We start from the raw sequence: 19,151 nt of genomic DNA on the forward strand, positions 1-19,151 counted from the left end.
GGGGCTGAATTGAGCTAGAGGGGGCACGGTTACCCTGGGCAACAATCAACCCTAGAAACCAATAAGCAGCCACCCTCGGTAGGATGGCTGCTTTTACCATAGCGAGGATGGCTAGAGGGTGGCTAGGCTGCCTCCGATCGCGGCGCAGATGGCCGATATCGTGGCGGTGCCAAAAATCCACCAGGAGGCAGCGGCGGCGGTTTTGCGGGTGTCTTCCACCTGCTTCTCAACCTGGTAGCGCATTTCGTTGAGGCGTTTCTCAACTTCGTGCTCCAGCTGTTCGGCTTTGCTGAGAGCTGTAGTCCGCACATCTTCTATCTGGGCAATGACGCGCTGGGCATCGGCCTCGGAGATGGCGTCGTGGGAGCTCAGCAGAGCCACCAGGGTATCGCGATCGACTTGGCTGAGGCGAGTGCGCAGGGCATCAACACCAGCTTTCGGGTCGGCCATGAGCTGCTGTAGGTCGCGCTTGATGCCGAAGTAGTCTAGCTCGGGGCGATCGAGGGAGTCGAGGTACTGGCGAATGCGGCCGAGAATGCCATCGATAACACCCTGCACCCGGTCTTGCACCTGGCGAATCTGAGCCACAAACTGGTGCCGAATGTCCAGTACCCGGTCGACAGCGGCCTCGGCCTCGGCCTGGGTCATGTCGGGGCGTTGCGCAAGCAGGGCCACCACGGTATCGCGATCGATTCTAGACAGCCGAGTCTGCAGCCGGTCGGCCCCTAGCCGGGGGTCTTGCAGCAGTAGCTTCAGGTCGCGCTTAATACCTTCGGGATTGAGGGCGTCCTTGTCGGTGTTGCGCAGGTAGTCTTCTAGCGCCGTCTCGAAGGAAATCGCCTGGGTCTTGGCCCGACGGGCTAAGCGCTGGGGCAGCTTGAGCAAGTCGTTGACAGCCCCCTGCAGGTCGTCAATGGTCTGGTTGACCTCAGCCTCGGTTAAATCGCCGCGCTGGCTGAGCAGCTTCACCAGGGTGTCGCGGTCCATATCGGATAGACGCCCCTGCACGGCCTGGAGCCCCAGTCGGGGGTCGTGCACCAGCAGCTCAAGGTCGCGCTTGATACCAGCAGGGTTGAGTTCGGGCTTGCCGGTCTTCAGCAGGTAGTTTTCGATCGCCGTAGTCGCTTCGTTGTACTTAGCTTTAGCCTGGGCATTCAGAGCGGCCGGAGCGTGAATGGTCTGGTACCAGTTGGCCTCAACCTGATCGATGGTTTGCTGAACCTGCTCTTCGCTCATATCGTTGCGCTGGCTCAGCAGCTGCACCAAGGTGTCGCGATCGAACTGAGCGAGCCGCTGTCGCACCTGGTGCAGGCCCGCATCGGGCTCAGCGAGCAGGGTTTGAAGGTCGGCCTTAATGCCCTCGGGGTTGAGTTCAGACTTACCTGTAGAGCGCAGGTAGTCTTGCAGCCCCTGCCACTGGTTGTCGATGCGGGCGGTGGCCGCAGCCTGCAGCCCGGCGGCATCGGCCGCAGCGTTGTTCATCGATCGCTCTAGGGTGTGGGCCACCTGATCGACCTCGGCTTCGCTGAGATCACCCCGTGCCTGCAGGGCATCGCGGAAGGTGGCGTAGCCAAAGATGGCGTAGCGATCGCGCAGATCTTCAGCCTTGGCGTAGGGGTCTTCGATGACGCGAGTAAACCGATCGCCGCTGTCGCTAGCCAGCAGCTCATCGCGGGTAGACCGCTGCAAGAAGGTGTAGACCCGAGTTTGCAGAGTCTTGGCGGCTTCTAGACGATAGCGCTCAGAGACCTCTGCCAGCACATGCCGACGGACATCCTCAAGCTGGGCCGACACCCGAGAAATTTCTTGCTGGGTGAGCAGACCCCGCTGGGACAGAATATCGGTAAAGAACGCGCGATTGAGGGGCAGCAGCGCCTGACGCAGCTGACCGGGGTCGGCAAAGGGGTCGTAGATGACCTGCCAGAAGTCCTGCTTCATGCGCTCGGGCTGGAGCTGCCAGGGATAGGCGCTAGAGAGATAGGCTTCAACGTCGGCTTTGACAACGTTATAGGATTCCTTGTTTTCGTTGCTCGATGAGCTCGATGCGATCGCAGTTGCGGCACCACTCACCTTGCTCTGCGCTTGCTTGAGCTGGCTCAGAATATCGGACATGTCCATGTCATTGAGGTCAAGGCGCTGCATGGCAACGCCCATCAGCATGCCCATTCCCTGCTGCAGCCATCCCGGTGTTTGCCCGGAGTCTGACTGATCTTTACTGTTGCTCGACAGCAGCTGGTCGAGGCGATCGCGCAGCTGGCCCGACATCAGCTCATCGCGCTGGGCCGACTTCAGGTAGTCGGTAAGCTCGGCCATAGAATTGCGGTCTGGGGTTTGACCCACAGCTCGGCACCAGCTCTGGTACAGGCGATCGGCAATCCGGCGAGTTTCCTGGGCCGACAGATCGGTGCGGCGGCTGACCAGTTGCTCAAAGGCGCTGCGATCGATCTGAGCCAGAGCCTCGCGATCGGCGCGGGCCACACCGGATTCCTGCAGCAGGCGCTCAAACTCAGATTCTAGAGCAGCCGTATCAATACTCGGCGATCGCAGGGTCGAGATGTAGTCGCGCAGCGTATCTTTTATATCAGTGTTGTCCCAGCCAGACATTAGCTCCTGACGCACGGCAGCGGCGGTAGCCTCAGCGGTGGCCACAACCTGGTTGCTAGCGGCTCGAGCACCTAAAGCAGAGGTTGCAGTACCCATCAGGGACTGAAAACTAGACGTGGCCGTTTTTACCACCGAACCGATTAAGGAACCAACCGTGGTAGAACTGACCCAAAATAGTAGACAAAAATAGGTGCCCCAAATTACCAAGCCGGTAATAGCTCCCAGTAGGGCACTGTTAAGGAGGCTTAGCTTAACCGCTAGCAGACATGCGAAAAACAGAGCCAGACTTACCGTAATGATGGTCCAAAGCCCCACAGCAGTGGTAATAGGCGGGCTGCTGCCGTTATCGCTAGAGTGTTTGCCAGAGCTGCTACGCCCAAGGGCAGAAATGCCAACGGCCACCGACAGGTTAGTCAGCAGCAGCTGAAACCCAAAGGCCAGCACCAGCCCCGATACCAGGGCAATAAAAAACTGCGGCCCCGAAAAAATGAGGGCAGCATCCTCTGGGGTTACGACTGGTGACCCTGGCGCTACTGGTGCTACTGGCACCTGAGCCAGAGGCAGCCACCCCATATCATGTGTTTGTATCCCGCTCAACCATCCAATCATGTTGGGTCATCCCTTTGCTCTGCTCCTTAATCAGACCCGTTTTTCCTGGGGCTGACATCTGGCAGGGGGGATATTTCATTGGGTAGAGGCTGAAATTGGGTGAAATTAGCTATCTGAGCCATTGCCGGCCCAGGGGCGACGCAGGTGTAGAGGTAGGTGTGAACGGTCGTTGAGCTGGCGCACAAAGGGGCCGTAGTCCATCAGTTCAACCAGGGAGACGGAGGTGACGGGCATGGCCAGGCGATCGCGGTAGCGCCCCACATCAATGCCCAGCAGAGTACACAGCATGATTCGCAGGGTGGCTTTGTGGGAAACCACCAGCACATTGCCATCGGGGTAAGTTTCTTCGATTTCGGCCAGCACGTCGGAGCTGCGGCGGGCTACCTGAATGCCCTTTTCGCCATCGGTAGGCGTATTCCAGGCCGGGTCGGCCAGCCAGCGAATGTAGTCGTCGTGAAAGGTGGTATTGACCGTAGCGGGGGCCATACCCTCCCACCGACCAAAGGACAGCTCGCGCAGGTTAGCTCGGCGCTGCACGGCCATACCCGTAATCTGGCACAGGGGCTGTACGGTGGCAGCGGCATGGCTGAGGGGGCTACAGAAAATCGCCTTCCAGTCTAGATGGTGGTAGGCCTTAGCGAAATAGTCAGCCATCTGTTGGCCCTGCGCCGACAGCGGCACCCCATCCTGGCTGCAGTAGCGGCCCGTGCGGCAGTACTCGGTTTCGGCGTTGCGGAGCAGGTAAAGCCTCAGGGGCATAGGGCACGGTTCCTCAGGTGCAGGGGAGCGATCGCAGCTCGTCGCTCAGGTGCGAGCGATCGGCAATGGTGTGAAATAGGGGTCCCCGCTGGCCCAGCTCGACAACGCTGACGGCGGCTACAGGCATATCCATGCGATCGCGGTAGCGGCCCACATCAATGCCCAACAGCGTGCACAGCATAATGCGAATTGTGGCCTTGTGAGACACCATCAAAATATGACCACTGGTGTGAGTGCGCTCAATCTCGTCGAGCACCTGAGCCGACCTGCGCGCAATATCTACGGCCCGCTCGCCCCCCACCGGAGCGTACCAGGCCGGGTCGGTGAGCCAGGCCACGTACTCGTCGTGGTGCTCGCGATCGACCGCTGTGGGGTGCATGCCCTCCCAACGACCGTACATTACCTCGCGCAACCCATCGCGCAGCTGCATCTCCAAGCCCACCAACTCACACAGAGGACGAGCCGTTTCCACAGCCCGCCGCAGAGGGCTGATATAGGCGGCTGTCCAGGGCAAGTGGGCGTAGGTCGCGGCAAACTCCTTAGCCATCAGCACCCCCTCCGGGGTCAGCCCAGGGTCATTTTCGGGCATGCCGCAGTAGCCACCCGTGAGGCTGTAGGCCGTCTGGCCATGGCGCAAAAAATAGAGAAAAACTCCCATCGGTGCCTGACGGTAACCACAGTGTGACGCCTGCTCAGCCCTGGTCTACAACCATTGCCTTCTCAGCAGCAGCCCTTAGCGAGGGCCATTCATCCCTAATCTAACCTACGCGCCAGGCAACCCAAAACAGGTTCAAAATTGTATATGACCTAGCCAAAGATCCCAGCTAAATTTTGTCTCACCCAAGACAAACCCACAGCCCAAGCAAACCTGGCACACCTAAATATTGAAGATCGGCGCAAAGCCCAAAACCGCGTTCTAAGCCCGCAAGTTAAATGGTTCGAGTATTCAAACCGTTTAGCCAAAAAGCAAGCGCTCCAACCTTAGGAACTGAGTTTATGAAGCGATTTCAAGATCGCTAGGCAAACCCCATTTGCCCCTACATCAGCGATCGGCTCTCAATAGAAGATTGCTGAAGTCTAACTCCAYCCAYCCACCCATCCACCCATCCACCCATCCANMCWKSSRCMSMKCMACSMAKCCRCSNATCSMSYCWWCCACCCATCCACCCGCCTACCTGTCTACCCACCCACTCGCCTACTCCAAATCCCGCCGCCCCTCCAACGCTCGGGCCAGGGTGACTTCATCCGCATACTCCAAATCGCCCCCCATGGGTAGGCCAAAGGCAATGCGGGTGACCCGCGTAAAGGGCTTGAGCAACTGGCCCACGTAAAGGGTAGTGGTATCGCCCTCAATGCTGGGGCTAATGGCCATAATCACTTCCTGGGTGCTCTCCTTGTTCACCCGGTGTACCAGAGGGCCAATGTTGAGCTGTTCTGGGCCAATGCCATCCATGGGCGAAATCAGGCCGCCCAGCACGTGGTAGCGGCCGCGATACTCGCGGGTTTTTTCAATGGCAATCACATCGCGCGAGTCAGCCACCACGCAGAGGGTGTTGGGGTCGCGGTTGGTTGCCCGGCAAATGTCGCACACGGTGTCGGCTGAGAGATGAAAACACACCGAGCACTGCCCGACCTGGGCTTTGGCTTCAAGCAGCGCCTGGGCCAGGGCTTGGACTTCGCTTTGGGGGCGCTTGAGAATGTGCAGCGCCAGCCGCTGAGCCGACTTGGGACCCACGCCCGGCAGTCGCTGAAATTCTTCGATTAATCGCGCCAGGGGACGAGTATAGATGGGGCCAGGCTCCTTGCACCGCTCAGAATTGGTTTACTTGAAGAGATACTGCGCAGTATCTCTCTAAATTGTACAAATTGTACGTGTAAGGTTGGGCGTGTAAGGTAGGCCTATGGCAGATTTAAGCGGCATGTGGCTGGGCACCTACTGGCAGCGGGATACTCCTACCCGCTTTGAGGCTACCCTGGTGCAGGGGGGTAACACGCTGAGCGGCAGCATTCTAGACGATGGCTACCTGGGCGAGGCCCAGATTAGCGGCACGGTTTCGGGTCGCCAGGTGCGGTTTGTGAAGCGATACATTACCTCGAACCAGACCACGATTGATTACACCGGCACCGTCTCAGAGGATGGCAATCATATAACCGGGCAGTGGAGCATCGCGGGCTTCGATGCTGGCCCCTGGGAAGCCCACCGCAGCGAGGATGAGTTAAACGCGAGCTGGCAAACGTTGCTAGAGCAAACCTTTGAGCGAAAATTGGCGACAACAGCCCGTTAAGGCGCAAAAGCTGCGGTTTTGTGCCCTGGCTGGCATTTTTTCTGAAGCCCAGCGATTACATTTCTTAACACTGGGTTGCCCTGGGGCAGCGGTCGTTCTACCCAGCGGGAGGAGTATGCAGGCTTGCTGGTTGCAGGCGCTTAAGCCGATGGTGGTAGTTGGTGTTTTGGCGGCCAATGTGGTGTTGCCTAAGTTTCCGGTGGCTGCTCCAGAGCGGGGGCACAACCCCACCGCTGCCGTGCCTCAAGTCGAAACCCTGACAGACCTCTACCATCTGCGCGATCGCCTGGGCGGCGAGCTGCATCAGACGGCTACCGTGATGGTGGCCACTCGCTCAGGGGTAGGTGTGGCCCCGGCGGCAACCTTAGACCAGCTGTGGGCCATCGACCGTCGTCTGCAGCAGGAAGACGCTGCTCGTCGGCTGTGGCACCGGGCCGAAAAGGCGGCGGCGGCGGCGATCGCCCTGGGCAATCCGGCGACATTACCCCCAGAGTCGGTGGCAGCAGCCTACACCCACTGGAATACGGCCATCGTCGCCCTGAGCCAGATTGCGCCTGAGACGCTAGGGGCCACCCAGGCCGTTACCCGGCGGCAGCAGTACGAGCAGCAGCGGGCGATCGCCGCCTACTACTACGACACCGCCCGCTCCGAGTTTTTGGTACCAATTGTGGAGCAAACCGGGATGGCCTCGCGGGTGCGGCTAACGGTGTGCAATCTGGCCCGCGAATGTCGTCGCTGGCGGGGTAACCAGCCCCCCGCTAACCCCGCCAGCTTGATCAAAGTGCCGGTGGCGATCGCGCTGATGACCCACCTCCATCAAGCAGGCATCGACCCCGCCGCGCCAGTCTGGGTAGACCCAAGCAACTGGACCGAGGACATTGGTACCACCTGGGTGAGAACCGAGTATCCTCTGGCGCAAATCATGACGGATATGGTGAGCGCCAGCAGCAACATTGCCACCAACCAGCTGATCGACTACCTGGGTTGGGAAGGCGTTAACCAGAGACTGTACAGTCGAGGGTATCGGGCCACCCGCATCAGCACCAAGCTGGTTGGCGAGTCCACCTATCCGGCCAACGTGGGCACCGACCCCAACCGACTGACCACCGACGAACTCACCGACATGATGGTGGCCATCTATAACCATGAGGTTCCCCACGCCGAGCTGATTCAGGCCGCCTTGGCTGAGCAGCGCGATCGCAACCTGGGCTATGCTGCTGTGCGCCCTCCGGTCACCTGGCTGGGTGAGAAAACGGGCCGAAATTCTAAGGTGCTGGGCACTACCACAGCGATCAGCGTTGGCGGCCAGCGCTACATCATTACCGTTACCCTCGATCGCAGTGCTAACGAAGCGGTCGTGCGATCGATCGTGACCGAGGTCATTCAACACCTGCTCACCCACAACGGCTTTGAGCTAGCGGTCTCCCCCACCGAGGCGTTGGTTCTGCCTCCCCCCAGGAGACTCGCCACCCGTCCCCAGACCTTTTTGCCCTAGCCACGATCGCGGCTGCCGTTGGTCAGACCGCCTTTTTCTCCAGCCATTCCACCAGCGCCTGGCGCATAGTCGCCACGGGTACAGGCCGCTGTAGCCAAATTTCTAAGGCTACAGCCCCCTGCTGCACCAGCATTTCTAACCCGTCAACGGTGTCTAAGCCCCGTTGGGCGGCCAGGGCTAGCAGCCGCGTGGGGCGTGGGGTATAGATGAGGTCATAGACCACAGCGGTATCTAGAGCCAGATCAAGCTGATCGGCGGCTAACGGAGTCTGGTCGGCGGTGGTGTGCATGCCGATGGGAGTCGTGTTAACGATCAGATCAGCGGTGGGCAGCAGGGTGGGCAGATCAGCCCAGCTGTGGGTGGTAAGGGAGGCTTGCAGGGGTGAGTCAACCCAGCTTTTCTTAAAGTCAGCCAGTTTTTGAATACTGCGGCCCACAACCTGGACAACGGCAAAGCCAAGCTGCCCGCAGCCTGCCACCACCGCTCGGGCTGCCCCGCCGTTGCCCAACACCAGCGCCGTCTTGCCAGACCAGTCCTGCCGTTTGAGCGGAGCCACAAACCCAGCCACATCGGTATTGGTGCCCGCCCAACCCCGCTCGGTGCGCCACACGGTGTTGACCGCTCCTATCATCTGAGCCTCAGTCGTTAACTCCGCCAGCAGCGGCACGATCGCCTGCTTGTGGGGAATGGTGACGCTAAACCCCTGCACCCCGGTGGCCGTAAACCCCGCGATCGCCGTCTCAAGCACGTCTACCGCCACCGGAAACGCCACATACACATAGTCGGCCCCTAGCTCTGCCAGCGCCGCATTGTGCATAACAGGCGACAGCGAATGGGCGATCGGGTCGCCGATAACGCCGAGGAGTTGAGTGGATCCAGTGATAGGCATAGAAAAAAATAGTGATTAGCAAGTTACGAACATCACTTGCTAATCACTTTCTCATTAAATAACTGCACGATCTTCTCGACGACATCATCAATCGAGAGGCCATCGGTGATCAGGGCGATCGCGTCATCGGCCTGCCGCAGGGGTGATACCAATCGGCTGCTGTCTTTGCGATCGCGCTCGTCGATCGCCAGCTCTAGCTCGTCGAGCGGTACCGCTGGCTGCTGCTGGGCCGCCAGGTCGCGCTGGCGGCGGCGAGCCCGCTCTGCTACAGAGGCCGTCAGAAAGATTTTGAGCTCTGCCTGGGGAAACACCTGGGTACCGATATCACGGCCTTCCATCACCACCCCCCCGGTGACGCCATACTGCTGCTGCTGGCGCAGAAGGGTTTGGCGCACGGTGGGCTGGGCCGATACCAGCGAGACCTGCTCGGTAACCGCCGGGCCGCGAATCAGCTGAGTCACCTCCTGCCCATTGATCCAGATGCGGCTGGGGAACGCGGCAAAGGCGGGGTCGTCGCCCGAGGCTGCCAGGTGAATGTCGCAGTCGCTGACCAACTCTGCGATCGCCACCTCGTCGTGTAGATCGACCCCTCGCTCCAGGGCCAGCCAGGTGACCGCCCGGTACATAGCGCCGCTATCGAGGTAGAGCAGGTTGAGCCGCTGGGCCACCCGCCGCGCCACCGTCGACTTGCCTGCCCCCGCTGGGCCATCAATGGCCACAATGGGCTGGCGATCGCGCAGCAGCAGGTTGTCGATTAGCCGGGTGGTGCCCAGGTAGGCCGCTACCGCAACCATACCCAGGGTCTCTACCTGCTCCAGCGGTTCTAGCGTTTCAGGGTGCACCAGATCTACATACTGCGGCTGCAGGCTGGGCTCTTGGGCTAGCTCCTGGTGCACGGCAGCAACCAGGGCCGTGTGGTGGCGATCGCCTGCCTTAAATCGGCTGTGGGCCGCCATCAGGCTCCGGTAGAGGGCCGCGGCCTGCTGACGTTCGGCGGCACTTAGGTAAACATTGCGCGAGCTGAGCGCCAAACCGCTGACCTCGCGCACCGTGGGGCAGCCCACAATCTGGCCCGGCAGGTTCAAATCACGGGCCAGGCGTTTGAGAATGGCCAACTGTTGGGCGTCTTTGTAGCCAAAGTAGGCGCGATCGGGGGCCACCAGACTCAGCAGCTTGGTCACCACTGTAGCTACCCCCTCAAAGTGTCCCGGCCGATGGGGACCGCAGAGCACGGCCACCATGCCCTTGGGCGGCACAACCTGGGTCAGGTCACTTGCCTGTGGGTCAGCCGTGCCGTAGAACGCCGCAGGAGTAGGCATAAAAACGGCATCCACCCCGGCCTGCTCACACAGGTGTAGGTCCTGGTCGGGGGTATGGGGGTAGCGGGCCAGGTCTTCCTGGGGGCCAAACTGCAGCGGATTGACAAAAATGCTGACCACCACTAAAGCATTTTCTCGCCGGGCTCGCTCGATCAGGCTGAGGTGGCCCCGGTGCAGATTGCCCATCGTGGGCACTAGCCCTACCTCCATGCGGTCAGTTGACCTCAGCCCCCTGCCACTGGCGCGCACGCTGCCGTGGCTCTGACGTGCCTGTACTAAGTAACGTGTTAAGCCTTCAACCGCCTTGAGTACCCGCACAGTGTTCTACCCTTTGCCGCATGAGCGTATGTGACAGCTAAACTTCTGGCCACCCCTTTTCAAAGGTATTACCGTACCAGATTTAAAGTCAGGAGCATATCGCCCCGCCCTCCGCTTTTCCATGACCCTATCCCTACCCCACTGCGGTCCTGGCCCTACAGCTAGAGTACCCCACCAAAAACCCTCTCCAGTCTGGGCGATGGAGAGGGTTGAGCTGGGCCTTAGCAGAGCGTTGGCAAAGGCGTCTATCAGGGGCTACTGGGCCTGGGCCGCGAGAACGTCGACCTGCACCCGACCAACACCACTGGCTCTAAGGCCAATTTGGGCCGCTGCTGCCGCCGACAGATCAATCACTCGACCATGGCCAAAGGGGCCGCGATCGTTAATTCGCACCACCACCGACTGCCCTGTAGACAGGTTTGTAACGCGGACCTGGGTGCCAAAGGGCAGGGTACGGTGGGCCGCCGTCAACGCGTTTTGGTTAAACACCTCACCGCTAGCGCTCCGGCGACCGTGGAAGCCAGGGCCATACCAGGAGGCCATGCCGGTCAGGCTAGAGGCGACTACGCCCACCTGGTTTGCTGCCGCTGCTGGCTCTGGCAAACCTTCAACCCGAGCCAGCGGAGGAGCATCGCCCAGCAACCGTCGCAGCCGGTTAGCCATTTGAAGCGCGTCTTCGCCGGGGTTAGCGGTGGTGTCAGGCAGAATGGCTTTGTCGTCGATAGTAAGCAGGGTTTCATCGCCCCAGGCCACTACAAACGCTTCTGGTTCGTCTTCCCAACGAGCTTCGATCGCAGTGGCATCGCCATCGGCAGCCAGCGTTTGCAGGCGAGCAACGATGTCATTGGCCCGCTGCACGGGCTCCTGAGCATTAGGGGGAGCAGCAACCGTGCCCTGGCTGGCACTTAGGGTTTCGAGCTCACCCCCCACCAGGGTAATTACCGGTATTGAGCGAATGTAGACCGTGGCGGCCTGGCGAGCATCGAGGGCGTGGGGAAGGACTGTAGCTGTATCTAGGGCTTTGTTCGGTTCGCCAGAGGTGTCAGAGGGCTGAATAAGTAAGGCTGATTCAGGTTCGGCAGGCTCAGTAGGCTCAAAAGTTGAAGGGTTAGAGTCAGAGTCGGCAGGTTGACCTGCATCAGGGTGGTTGGTAAGCGACAGAGCTTCGGCATGAAGCTCTGCTTCGGGATCCAGAGAAAGACCGCTATTGCTGCTGTCCTGGGCGTGGCTGGGCAGAGGTGCTCCAAAGACGGACATCGCGACGGCAACCGTCAGTCCGCCTAATACGGAATGTTTCATGTACACCAAAAGAATTCAACAGAAAGAGCAGGGAATAAATTCTGGGCCTAGTAAACATGACCTAGAACAGGCGACACAGGAATCACCTTAAAGTCCGTGCTCGTTGCAAATTGGCCTTCGGTTTTTTTGACGAAACGTAACTTAGCACGTTCAGCCAGGCTTGCGAATCCGGGGAGATACAGGCAAGTTATGCCTCCACCGCAAAATAAAAAAGTATCCCGCCCTACATGAATGGCTGAATTGACTGCTACGACTGGGCTTGCTTGTTCTACGAGAGTCTCCGTTAAATTTCGAATTATTTATGAGTACAGTCAACTGAGTTATGTAAAAATAATCAGTCTGCTCATCATTTAGGCAGAGTTTTGTCAGCAAAGGGTGAAGTTTGCGGAACAGGGATTGTGTTTTCTGATACAAATCTTGTCGGCGATCGCAGCTCGACGGCACGCCACTCAGCGCCCTAACGGCTCGAAAAGACTCCTGATTATATCGCTGTTAGGATCCAACTCTTGAAAAAATAGATGCGTTAAACCAGGCGATCGCCGCTACTAGTGACCTGGCCCATTGACGAAGCTCACCCCCGTTTTTAAGGTAAGAGACTGGCCCACACGCAAGGACATTTGAAACCCCATGGACTATCGGGATGCCGGTGTAGACGTAGAGGCAGGGCGCGGCTTTGTGCAGCGCATCCGCAGCCTGGTAGACAGCACCCGTCGACCTGAGGTGCTGGGGAGTTTAGGGGGGTTTAGCGGTCTCTGCGAACTCCCTGCTGGCTACCGCGAACCGGTGCTGGTATCGGGCACCGACGGGGTTGGCACCAAGCTCAAAATTGCCCAGATGACTCAGCGCCACAGCACCGTCGGCATTGACCTGGTGGCGATGTGCGTCAACGACATTCTCACCAGCGGGGCTGAGCCGCTGTTTTTTCTCGACTATTTAGCCACGGGCAAGCTAGAACCCGCTGCCCTGGCGGAGGTGGTCGAGGGCATTGCGGCGGGATGCCGCCAGGCCGGATGCGCCCTGCTGGGCGGTGAAACCGCTGAAATGCCAGGTTTCTATGGCCCTGGCGAATATGACCTAGCAGGATTTTGCGTAGGCATAGTTGAAAAGTCCCAAATTTTGGATGGTAGCCAGATAGAGGTGGGCGATCGCGTCATTGGCTTAGCCAGCAGCGGCGTGCACAGCAATGGCTTTAGCCTGGTGCGTAAAGTCGTCGCCGAGGGCCAGCACCCCAGCGGTGGTACCGGCTACCGCTGGGACGAGGTCGTTCCCACCCTCGGCGACCTGAGCCTGGCCGAAGTTTTGCTCACTCCCACCCGCATTTACGTAGAGCCCGTGCTAAAGGCCCGACGAGAGGGGTTGGCCATTCACGGTATGGCCCACATTACCGGCGGCGGCCTACCCGAAAACTTACCTCGCTGCCTGGGGCCAGGCCAGAGCATTCAGCTTGAAGTTGGCAGCTGGCCTGTGCCACCCGTGTTTAGCTGGCTGGCACAGGCGGGCGATGTGCCCGAAAACGCGCTCTACAACACCTTCAACATGGGGATTGGGTTTGCTCTGGTCGTCCCCGCTAACCATGTCGATTCAACCCTGGCCTGGCTAGCTCAGCACCAGGTGGCGGCCTATTCTATTGGCGAAGTGGTTGCCGGTTCGGGCCAGGTAACGGGCCTACCCGACTAGCCCAGCCTGGGGCTTAGCAGGTACCTCGACTACGTCGCGTCAGCTGAGCCGAAGCCTTTAATCCACAGCTTTTAATCCGAAGCCTTGCTGAAGAACCTCGCCGCTCGGCTGAATAGCCGATACCGTAGAAAGGAAGCGTGATTAGGATTAGGAACTGCCGTTGAAATCTTCGACTTTAAACTGGCCGCCAGTGGTGCTGAGTTTTCTCGCCATCGTTGGTTTGGCCCTGCTAACCAGCAGCTTTGTCATTATTAACCCTGGTCAGGCTGGCGTGCTCAGCGTTCTGGGTAAGTCTCAGGACGGCGCCCTGCTAGAGGGCATTCACCTGAAGCCGCCCCTGGTCTCTACGGTCGATGTCTATGACGTCACCGTGCAGAAGTTTGAGGTACCCGCCCAGAGCTCAACCAAAGACCTGCAGGACCTATCGGGTCGTTTTGCCATCAACTTTCGCCTTGACCCCACCGAGGTTGTCAACATTCGCCGTACTCAGGGCACGTTGGAAAACCTAGTCTCTAAAATTGTGGCCCCTCAAACCCAGGAGTCTTTCAAGATTGCTGCTGCCCGCCGCACGGTAGAAGAGGCGATTACCCAGCGGGCGGAGCTAAAGCAAGACTTTGACGATGCCCTGACCACGCGCTTGGCTAAGTACGGCATCCTAGTGCTGGATACGAGCGTGGTCGATCTCACCTTCTCGACTGATTTTGCCAAGGCCGTAGAAGATAAGCAAATTGCCGAGCAGCGCGCTCGCCGGGCTGTTTACATTGCCCAGGAAGCCGAGCAGGAAGCCCAGGCTGAAATTAACCGAGCCAAGGGTCGGGCCGAAGCCCAGCGGCTGATTGCCGAAACCCTAAAGGCCAAGGGTGGATCTCTGGTGCTGCAAAAAGAGGCGATCGAGGCGTGGAAAGACGGTGGTGCCCAGGTCCCCCGAGTGCTGGTGGTCGGCTCAGGCAGCAACGTACCCTTTATTCTGGATATGCAGCAGGCCGCAGAGGATGAGGTAGCGATCGCCCAACCCGGCTAGCAGGCACCGGACCATCGATCTGCCAGCATCCGTCTGCCAAAGCTACAGGTAGCTCGGTGGTTGAAACGTCAAAGGTAGGCGGGTTGAACACGCTCTAATCCGCTTACCTTCAATGTTTAAGCTATTCGGGCAAAAGGGTGATCTGTGGCGATCGTTCAAAAGCCCTAAAAAGCACTAGGCTGAGTGGCCAACTACCAGGCTAAACTAACCGCTTCTGCAGGCGAATAGGTGATCTCTCGTACCATACCCGGCTGACCAAGGGCTTCGGCCTGGCGATCGTTGTAGCTGACCATGACGGCACCGGCATTGCCAGCCCGAATAGTGAGCGCCTGATCTGCGGTCCACATGCGGCTATCCCCCGGCTGCAGAATGCCCTCAAACTCGGTTTGACCATCGGAGGTGATGCGCAACCAAGACTGAGCCGTTAGGGTCATTTTGACCTGAATCGGAGATTGGGGGTCGGTGGGCTGAGGAGCCTGATCGGCAGGAACATCGCCAGCACTGGGTCTGACTTCGGCTCCGGTTTGCGTGCCGTCGAGAGGATTTAGGGGCGGCAGCACTGTTACCTCTGGAGCGGTTTGCCGCAGCAGGTAGGAGAGCCCGCTAATCGCCGCTACCAGCAGCATAAAGTAGGCCCCGTAGAGGTGAAGGGGCCGCAGCTGGGCCGCTGGAGTCTCTTTCCAGGAGCGGCGCTGAATGCGGGGCGGGGTGAAGAACTGGCTGGCTAAGGTTTCACCGTCGAGCTGCAGGGCATCGCCATAGCGACGGATCAGGCCGCGAATGTAGACGGGCTCTGGCAAACCATCTAAGTCACCCTGCTCAATGGCCGCAATGAGGGTGGGCCGAATCAGGGTTGTTTCAGCCAGAGATTCTAGGGTTAGCCCCTGCTGCTGGCGAGCGGCCCGCAGTAGGGTACCCAGTTCTACAAGCTGCTCTCGATAGACGGCATTAGGGTCAACCAACTCTTTTGTCTTCATACAGGGAAAAATCTAGCTCAAGACGGCGAATGGCTTACTGATGGAGGAGGCAGCTTAGCAAAGGGGGCTGATTGAACCGATGACTCTGCTAATAATGCCTCAATTTCGGCAGATGATAAAGCCCTATAGGACCCCTCAGTTAGGTTGCCCAACCTGACTGAGCCCACCGCAGTCCGGTGTAAGTCTAGCACCCGGTAGCCCAGGGCCTGGGCCACCCGACGGATTTGTCGGTTGCGCCCCTCCTGCAGTACGACCTCGATCTGGGTTTGGTTTCGGCCTTGGGCAATCACCGTTACCCGGGCGGGGCGAGTGGGCCGATTGTCGAGATCGATGCCTTTGCGCCAGGCCTCAAGCGCCTCGGGCGGCACCTGCCCCTCAAGACATACCCGATAGGTTTTGGGAATGTCGTGGCGGGGATGGGTGAGCCGGAAGGTGAAGTCACCATCGTTGGTGAGCAGCAGCGCCCCGGTACTGTAGGCATCGAGTCGACCCACGGGATGAATACCCACGGTGTGAAGGTCGGGCGGTAGCACAGACAGCACGGTCGGTCGTCCCTGGGGGTCGGCACAGGTAGAGACCATACCCAAAGGTTTGTGCAGCAGCAGGTAGTGCTGGGTAGGCCGATCCTGGGCCTGGAGGGGTTGCTGATTGACCTCAATGCGATCGCAGGTGGGATCGGCCCGCTGACCGAGGTGAGCGACTTCCCCGTTTACCCGCACCTGGCCAGATTCAATCATCTGTTCGGCCTGCCGCCGGGAGGCTAGGCCATACTGAGACAAAATTTTCTGCAGCCGCTCTGCCATGGCGTGGGAAATAGGGCAGGGTGTGCCCAGCAGGATTACGTAACCAACTTAACAAGTATGCCAGCAATTTAGGTTGCCTGAGTATAAACTCTCAGTCTCTAGGCCTAAATTTCGATGTTATTCCTGTTAAATTTCGGTCTTTATTTGACCTGAAGTCAGTGGACCTGGGCGGTGGCCGGCAGCTGCAGTCGTAGCCAGCCACCGCCCAAATCGGGGTGGTTGGCGGCGGTAATAATGCCGTTGTGAGCTTCTACAATTTGGCTGACGATCGCTAGGCCCAGGCCGGTACCTCGGCTTACCTCAGTGGCCACCCCAGGGTCAACCGCGGGCAGATCAACCAGCGGATCGCTGCGGCTGCGCGACAGGTCGGCTCGGTAAAAGCGATCGAATATGTGGGGTAGATCTTTGTCGCTAAAGCCTGAGCCCATGTCCATTACCTCAAGGGTAAGGGAGCCAGACTGGCGATCGCTAACCTGAGCACCGCGATCGGGCTCAGTCAGGTGCACAAAGATAGTGGCGCGGTTGGGGCTGTGTTTGATGGCGTTGTCAATCAGGTTGAGCAGCACCCGATGAAACAGGGTCTCGTCTAGATTGACTAAACAGTGGGTGGGGCCGTCGTAGGTGAGGGACAACCCCTTGACCTGGGCCAGGGGTTCCAGGCTGACCCAGGATCGTTGAATTAGCTGGGGCAAATCGACTGGCTCTAGGGTCAATCCCTGAAATTGGTCGCCCTGGAGCCGACTGAGGTTGAGCAGGTCTTCGACCAGATTGCTGAGGCGAATGGTTTCGTTGATCAGGCGATCGAGCCAGCGGCGCTGGCCGTCGTCGACGCGGGGCTGAAGGGTTTCGGCCACGAGCCGAATCGAGGTGAGGGGGGTTTTGAGCTCATGGGCCACGTCTGAGGTCCAGCGATCGCGCTGCTGCACCAGCAGGGCCGCCTCCTGGCGATTCTCTAGAAACACGCCCACTTCGCCGTTGTCGAGGGGAAGGGCGTAGCCCCGCAGGGGATAGGTCGGCTCTTCTTTGGGGTACAGCGGATCGGGAGAAATCTGGTAGAGCATCCACTCCTGCTGGCAGCAGGTTTGCTTTTCGCGGGCTTCTTCGATTAGGGCATCGAGTTCGTAGGAGCGGGCCACTTCTAGCAGCAGTCGCCGCCGCTGCACCGGCCCGGTTAGCGGCTGATTCATTTTGAGTAGCCGGTTGGCCTGCTCATTGCACCAAATTAACTGATTTTCTTCATCGACCTGGAGGTAACCAATGGGAGCCGTTTGCAGAATGCGCTCTAGGGTGTCGCGGCTGGTGCCTAGCGATCGCAGCTGCCGCTGCTGCTGGGGCTGAGTTTGAACCATTCGCTCAACCTGACCCAGGGCGGTGGGCCAATCGGTTGTCTTTAGGGTTCTCATCAGTCGCTGCTCGCGGCGACTCTGTCGCTGCTGCTGCCAGATCAGCAGCAGTACCCCGGTAGCTAGCCCCAATAGATACGCAAAAATACCCAACGATTCTCCCGAATGACATAGACGCAGTAGTGATATTGTCCAAGCCTACCGCACAAAAAAGCACCCCCCTTGGAGGTGCTTTAGCTAAATGCTGCGTTGACCATCAATTCGGAACCTTAGGAGTAGGGCTGTTGCTCAACCCACGGCTTGTAGACTGATATTCCACCTGCTCGCCAACAGCTGAGATAGCTATCCCACGCTGTTGCCTTTCTACGCCTAAGCTAACGGCCAGAGCCCAACCCCACTGCGCTACTCGGCGAGGCGCTTTAAATAAACCAACGTCTGCTACAGCGATTACAACGCTTCAGGATCTCCACCGCCCTTTAAAAAGCGCTGGCTCCAGCAGGGGCCAAAACCCACCGCCGGAGCCAGCGCTTAGCCTAACCGGGCAAACTTAGCTTAGCGAACCGCGGCCCCACGGTACTTGAGGCCTTGGGGATGGTCAGCCTTGGCTTGCTTAGCAACGTGGCGGGTGGCAACCGCACCACGATAGCGGCCAATAACTTCTTCAGAGATAGCCACCTGAGGGGTAGCCGGTTCGTAATCAACGCCGCGATATTTCAAGGACATCTTTCGCCTCTCCTTAAATGAGTGAAGGTGTATAAACAGAGGCGCGTTCCTTCGAGCCTAAGCTCTACTTCCGTCTCTAAACCTAGAGATGAACGATTTGTTTCTGTATTCATTGTTACCGTTCAGCCCGTGACTGTCAAGGCATTCCATCCAGGAACCATGACATTGCCCCATTTACCTCATCCCTTCTTATGCATCACGCCATTCCGCCCCAGCGCTACTTCCCCTACCTGACCTGGACTGAGATCGACGCCATGCCCGATCGCGAGCAGGTGGTAATCGTGCAGCCGATGGGGGCGATCGAACAGCATGGCCCCCATCTGCCGCTGGTGGTCGATAGCGCCATCTGCACAGCGGTTTTGGGGCAGGCTCTGACCCAGCTCGATGCGGCCATACCGGCCTATAGCCTGCCGCCGCTCTACTACGGCAAATCGAATGAACACTGGCACTTTTCGGGCACCATCACTCTCTCGGCGGACACCCTGCTGCGGGTGATTAGCGATATTGCCGAAAGCGTCTACCGGGCCGGGTTTCGCAAGCTGGTGCTGCTCAACGCCCACGGCGGCCAGCCCCAGGTGCTCGAGATTGCCGCCCGCGATCTGCACCTGGCCCACCCCGACTTGATGGTGTTTCCACTGTTTGTATGGGCGGTGCCCAACTGCGCCGGGGATTTGCTCACCGCTAAGGAAATGGAGTTGGGCATTCACGCCGGGGATGCCGAAACTAGCCTAATGCTGTCTATCCTGCCCGAGCAGGTGCGGATGGAGCAGGCTAAGGCCGAGTTTCCCCAAAATTTGCCTACCGATAGCTGGCTGACGATGGAGGGGGCTTTGCCCTTTGCCTGGGTGACCCGCGACCTCAGCGCCAGCGGTGTTTTGGGAGACCCAACTCTGGCTACGGTGGAAAAGGGCAATCGCTTATTGGCCTCTTTGGCCACCAGCTGGGCGATCGCGATCGAGGATATCTACCGCTTTCGCCAGCCCAGCCCAGCGAGCGAGTGAGCCGCTGGAGTTGGGGTTACCCTCTCCGA

16 protein-coding genes and 1 riboswitch are annotated in these 19,151 nt (G+C 59.1%); of the genes, 5 read left to right on the forward strand and 11 right to left on the reverse strand.

The annotated features are described in order from the left end of the window. Window positions 1-111 precede the first annotated feature (111 nt). The 4 genes from IQ265_RS00610 to recR all read right to left on the reverse strand — a co-directional run bounded on the left by IQ265_RS00610 (window position 112) and on the right by recR (window position 5,761). Window positions 112-3,177, reverse strand: a complete 3,066-nt coding sequence (locus tag IQ265_RS00610) for an MFS transporter (protein ID WP_228037452.1) — start codon at window positions 3,175-3,177, stop codon at window positions 112-114. A 141-nt stretch (window positions 3,178-3,318) separates the two neighbouring features. Then, on the reverse strand, window positions 3,319-3,972 hold the full coding sequence (locus IQ265_RS00615) for a histidine phosphatase family protein (protein WP_194050278.1): 654 nt from the start codon (window positions 3,970-3,972) through the stop codon (window positions 3,319-3,321). 13 nt (window positions 3,973-3,985) lie between these two features. Continuing rightward, window positions 3,986-4,630 carry a histidine phosphatase family protein gene (locus tag IQ265_RS00620; RefSeq protein WP_194050279.1) on the reverse strand — a complete coding sequence of 215 codons (645 nt, stop codon included), beginning with the start codon at window positions 4,628-4,630 and terminating at the stop codon, window positions 3,986-3,988. Window positions 4,631-5,167: 537 nt separating this feature from the next. After that, on the reverse strand, window positions 5,168-5,761 hold the full coding sequence (gene recR / locus IQ265_RS00625; protein ID WP_194050617.1) for a recombination mediator RecR: 594 nt from the start codon (window positions 5,759-5,761) through the stop codon (window positions 5,168-5,170). Between the two features lie 112 nt (window positions 5,762-5,873). Here recR and IQ265_RS00630 point away from each other — a divergent pair, with 112 nt between their 5' ends. Together IQ265_RS00630 and IQ265_RS00635 are read left to right on the forward strand one after the other, a co-directional pair. Then, window positions 5,874-6,257, forward strand: a complete 384-nt coding sequence (locus IQ265_RS00630; RefSeq protein WP_194050280.1) for a hypothetical protein — start codon at window positions 5,874-5,876, stop codon at window positions 6,255-6,257. A gap of 115 nt (window positions 6,258-6,372) precedes the next feature. After that, window positions 6,373-7,752 carry a serine hydrolase gene (locus tag IQ265_RS00635; protein WP_194050281.1) on the forward strand — a complete coding sequence of 460 codons (1,380 nt, stop codon included), beginning with the start codon at window positions 6,373-6,375 and terminating at the stop codon, window positions 7,750-7,752. Window positions 7,753-7,774: 22 nt separating this feature from the next. Here the strand turns inward: IQ265_RS00635 and IQ265_RS00640 are convergent, their stop codons facing one another. From IQ265_RS00640 to IQ265_RS00650, 3 genes are all read right to left on the reverse strand, one after another. Then, the gene (locus tag IQ265_RS00640; RefSeq protein WP_194050282.1) at window positions 7,775-8,641 is read right to left on the reverse strand and encodes a shikimate dehydrogenase; all 867 of its coding nucleotides are present in this window, start codon (window positions 8,639-8,641) and stop codon (window positions 7,775-7,777) included. Between the two features lie 32 nt (window positions 8,642-8,673). Next, window positions 8,674-10,278 carry a bifunctional pantoate--beta-alanine ligase/(d)CMP kinase gene (locus IQ265_RS00645; RefSeq protein ID WP_194050283.1) on the reverse strand — a complete coding sequence of 535 codons (1,605 nt, stop codon included), beginning with the start codon at window positions 10,276-10,278 and terminating at the stop codon, window positions 8,674-8,676. Between the two features lie 255 nt (window positions 10,279-10,533). Next, a complete protein-coding gene (locus IQ265_RS00650; RefSeq protein ID WP_194050284.1) occupies window positions 10,534-11,577 on the reverse strand; it encodes a septal ring lytic transglycosylase RlpA family protein in 1,044 nt (347 codons plus the stop codon). Window positions 11,578-12,204: 627 nt separating this feature from the next. Here IQ265_RS00650 and purM point away from each other — a divergent pair. Further along, complete coding sequence (purM, locus tag IQ265_RS00655; RefSeq protein WP_194050285.1) at window positions 12,205-13,254, forward strand: phosphoribosylformylglycinamidine cyclo-ligase; 1,050 nt, start codon at window positions 12,205-12,207, stop codon at window positions 13,252-13,254. A 193-nt stretch (window positions 13,255-13,447) separates the two neighbouring features. Continuing rightward, window positions 13,448-14,275, forward strand: coding sequence for a prohibitin family protein (locus IQ265_RS00660; protein WP_347404900.1), 828 nt, complete (start codon window positions 13,448-13,450; stop codon window positions 14,273-14,275). A 191-nt stretch (window positions 14,276-14,466) separates the two neighbouring features. Here IQ265_RS00660 and IQ265_RS00665 read toward each other — a convergent pair whose 3' ends face one another. The 4 genes from IQ265_RS00665 to IQ265_RS00680 all read right to left on the reverse strand — a co-directional run bounded on the left by IQ265_RS00665 (window position 14,467) and on the right by IQ265_RS00680 (window position 18,121). Beyond that, the gene (locus tag IQ265_RS00665) at window positions 14,467-15,252 is read right to left on the reverse strand and encodes a RodZ domain-containing protein (protein ID WP_194050287.1); all 786 of its coding nucleotides are present in this window, start codon (window positions 15,250-15,252) and stop codon (window positions 14,467-14,469) included. A gap of 17 nt (window positions 15,253-15,269) precedes the next feature. After that, window positions 15,270-16,055, reverse strand: a complete 786-nt coding sequence (locus IQ265_RS00670) for a pseudouridine synthase (RefSeq protein WP_194050288.1) — start codon at window positions 16,053-16,055, stop codon at window positions 15,270-15,272. Window positions 16,056-16,210: 155 nt separating this feature from the next. Then, window positions 16,211-17,551 (reverse strand): PAS domain-containing sensor histidine kinase, encoded by a 1,341-nt coding sequence (locus IQ265_RS00675; protein WP_194050289.1) that lies wholly within the window; start codon window positions 17,549-17,551, stop codon window positions 16,211-16,213. A 399-nt stretch (window positions 17,552-17,950) separates the two neighbouring features. Continuing rightward, the gene (locus tag IQ265_RS00680) at window positions 17,951-18,121 is read right to left on the reverse strand and encodes a DUF4278 domain-containing protein (protein ID WP_194050290.1); all 171 of its coding nucleotides are present in this window, start codon (window positions 18,119-18,121) and stop codon (window positions 17,951-17,953) included. Window positions 18,122-18,161: 40 nt separating this feature from the next. After that, window positions 18,162-18,218: riboswitch (Glutamine riboswitch) on the reverse strand. Window positions 18,219-18,312: 94 nt separating this feature from the next. On the opposite strand from IQ265_RS00680, the gene IQ265_RS00685 reads away from it, so the two are divergent. Further along, complete coding sequence (locus IQ265_RS00685) at window positions 18,313-19,122, forward strand: creatininase family protein (protein WP_194050291.1); 810 nt, start codon at window positions 18,313-18,315, stop codon at window positions 19,120-19,122. The last annotated feature ends 29 nt before the right edge of the window (window positions 19,123-19,151 follow it).

Source organism: Nodosilinea sp. LEGE 06152, assembly GCF_015207525.1.
Lineage (GTDB): Bacteria > Cyanobacteriota > Cyanobacteriia > Phormidesmidales > Phormidesmidaceae > Nodosilinea.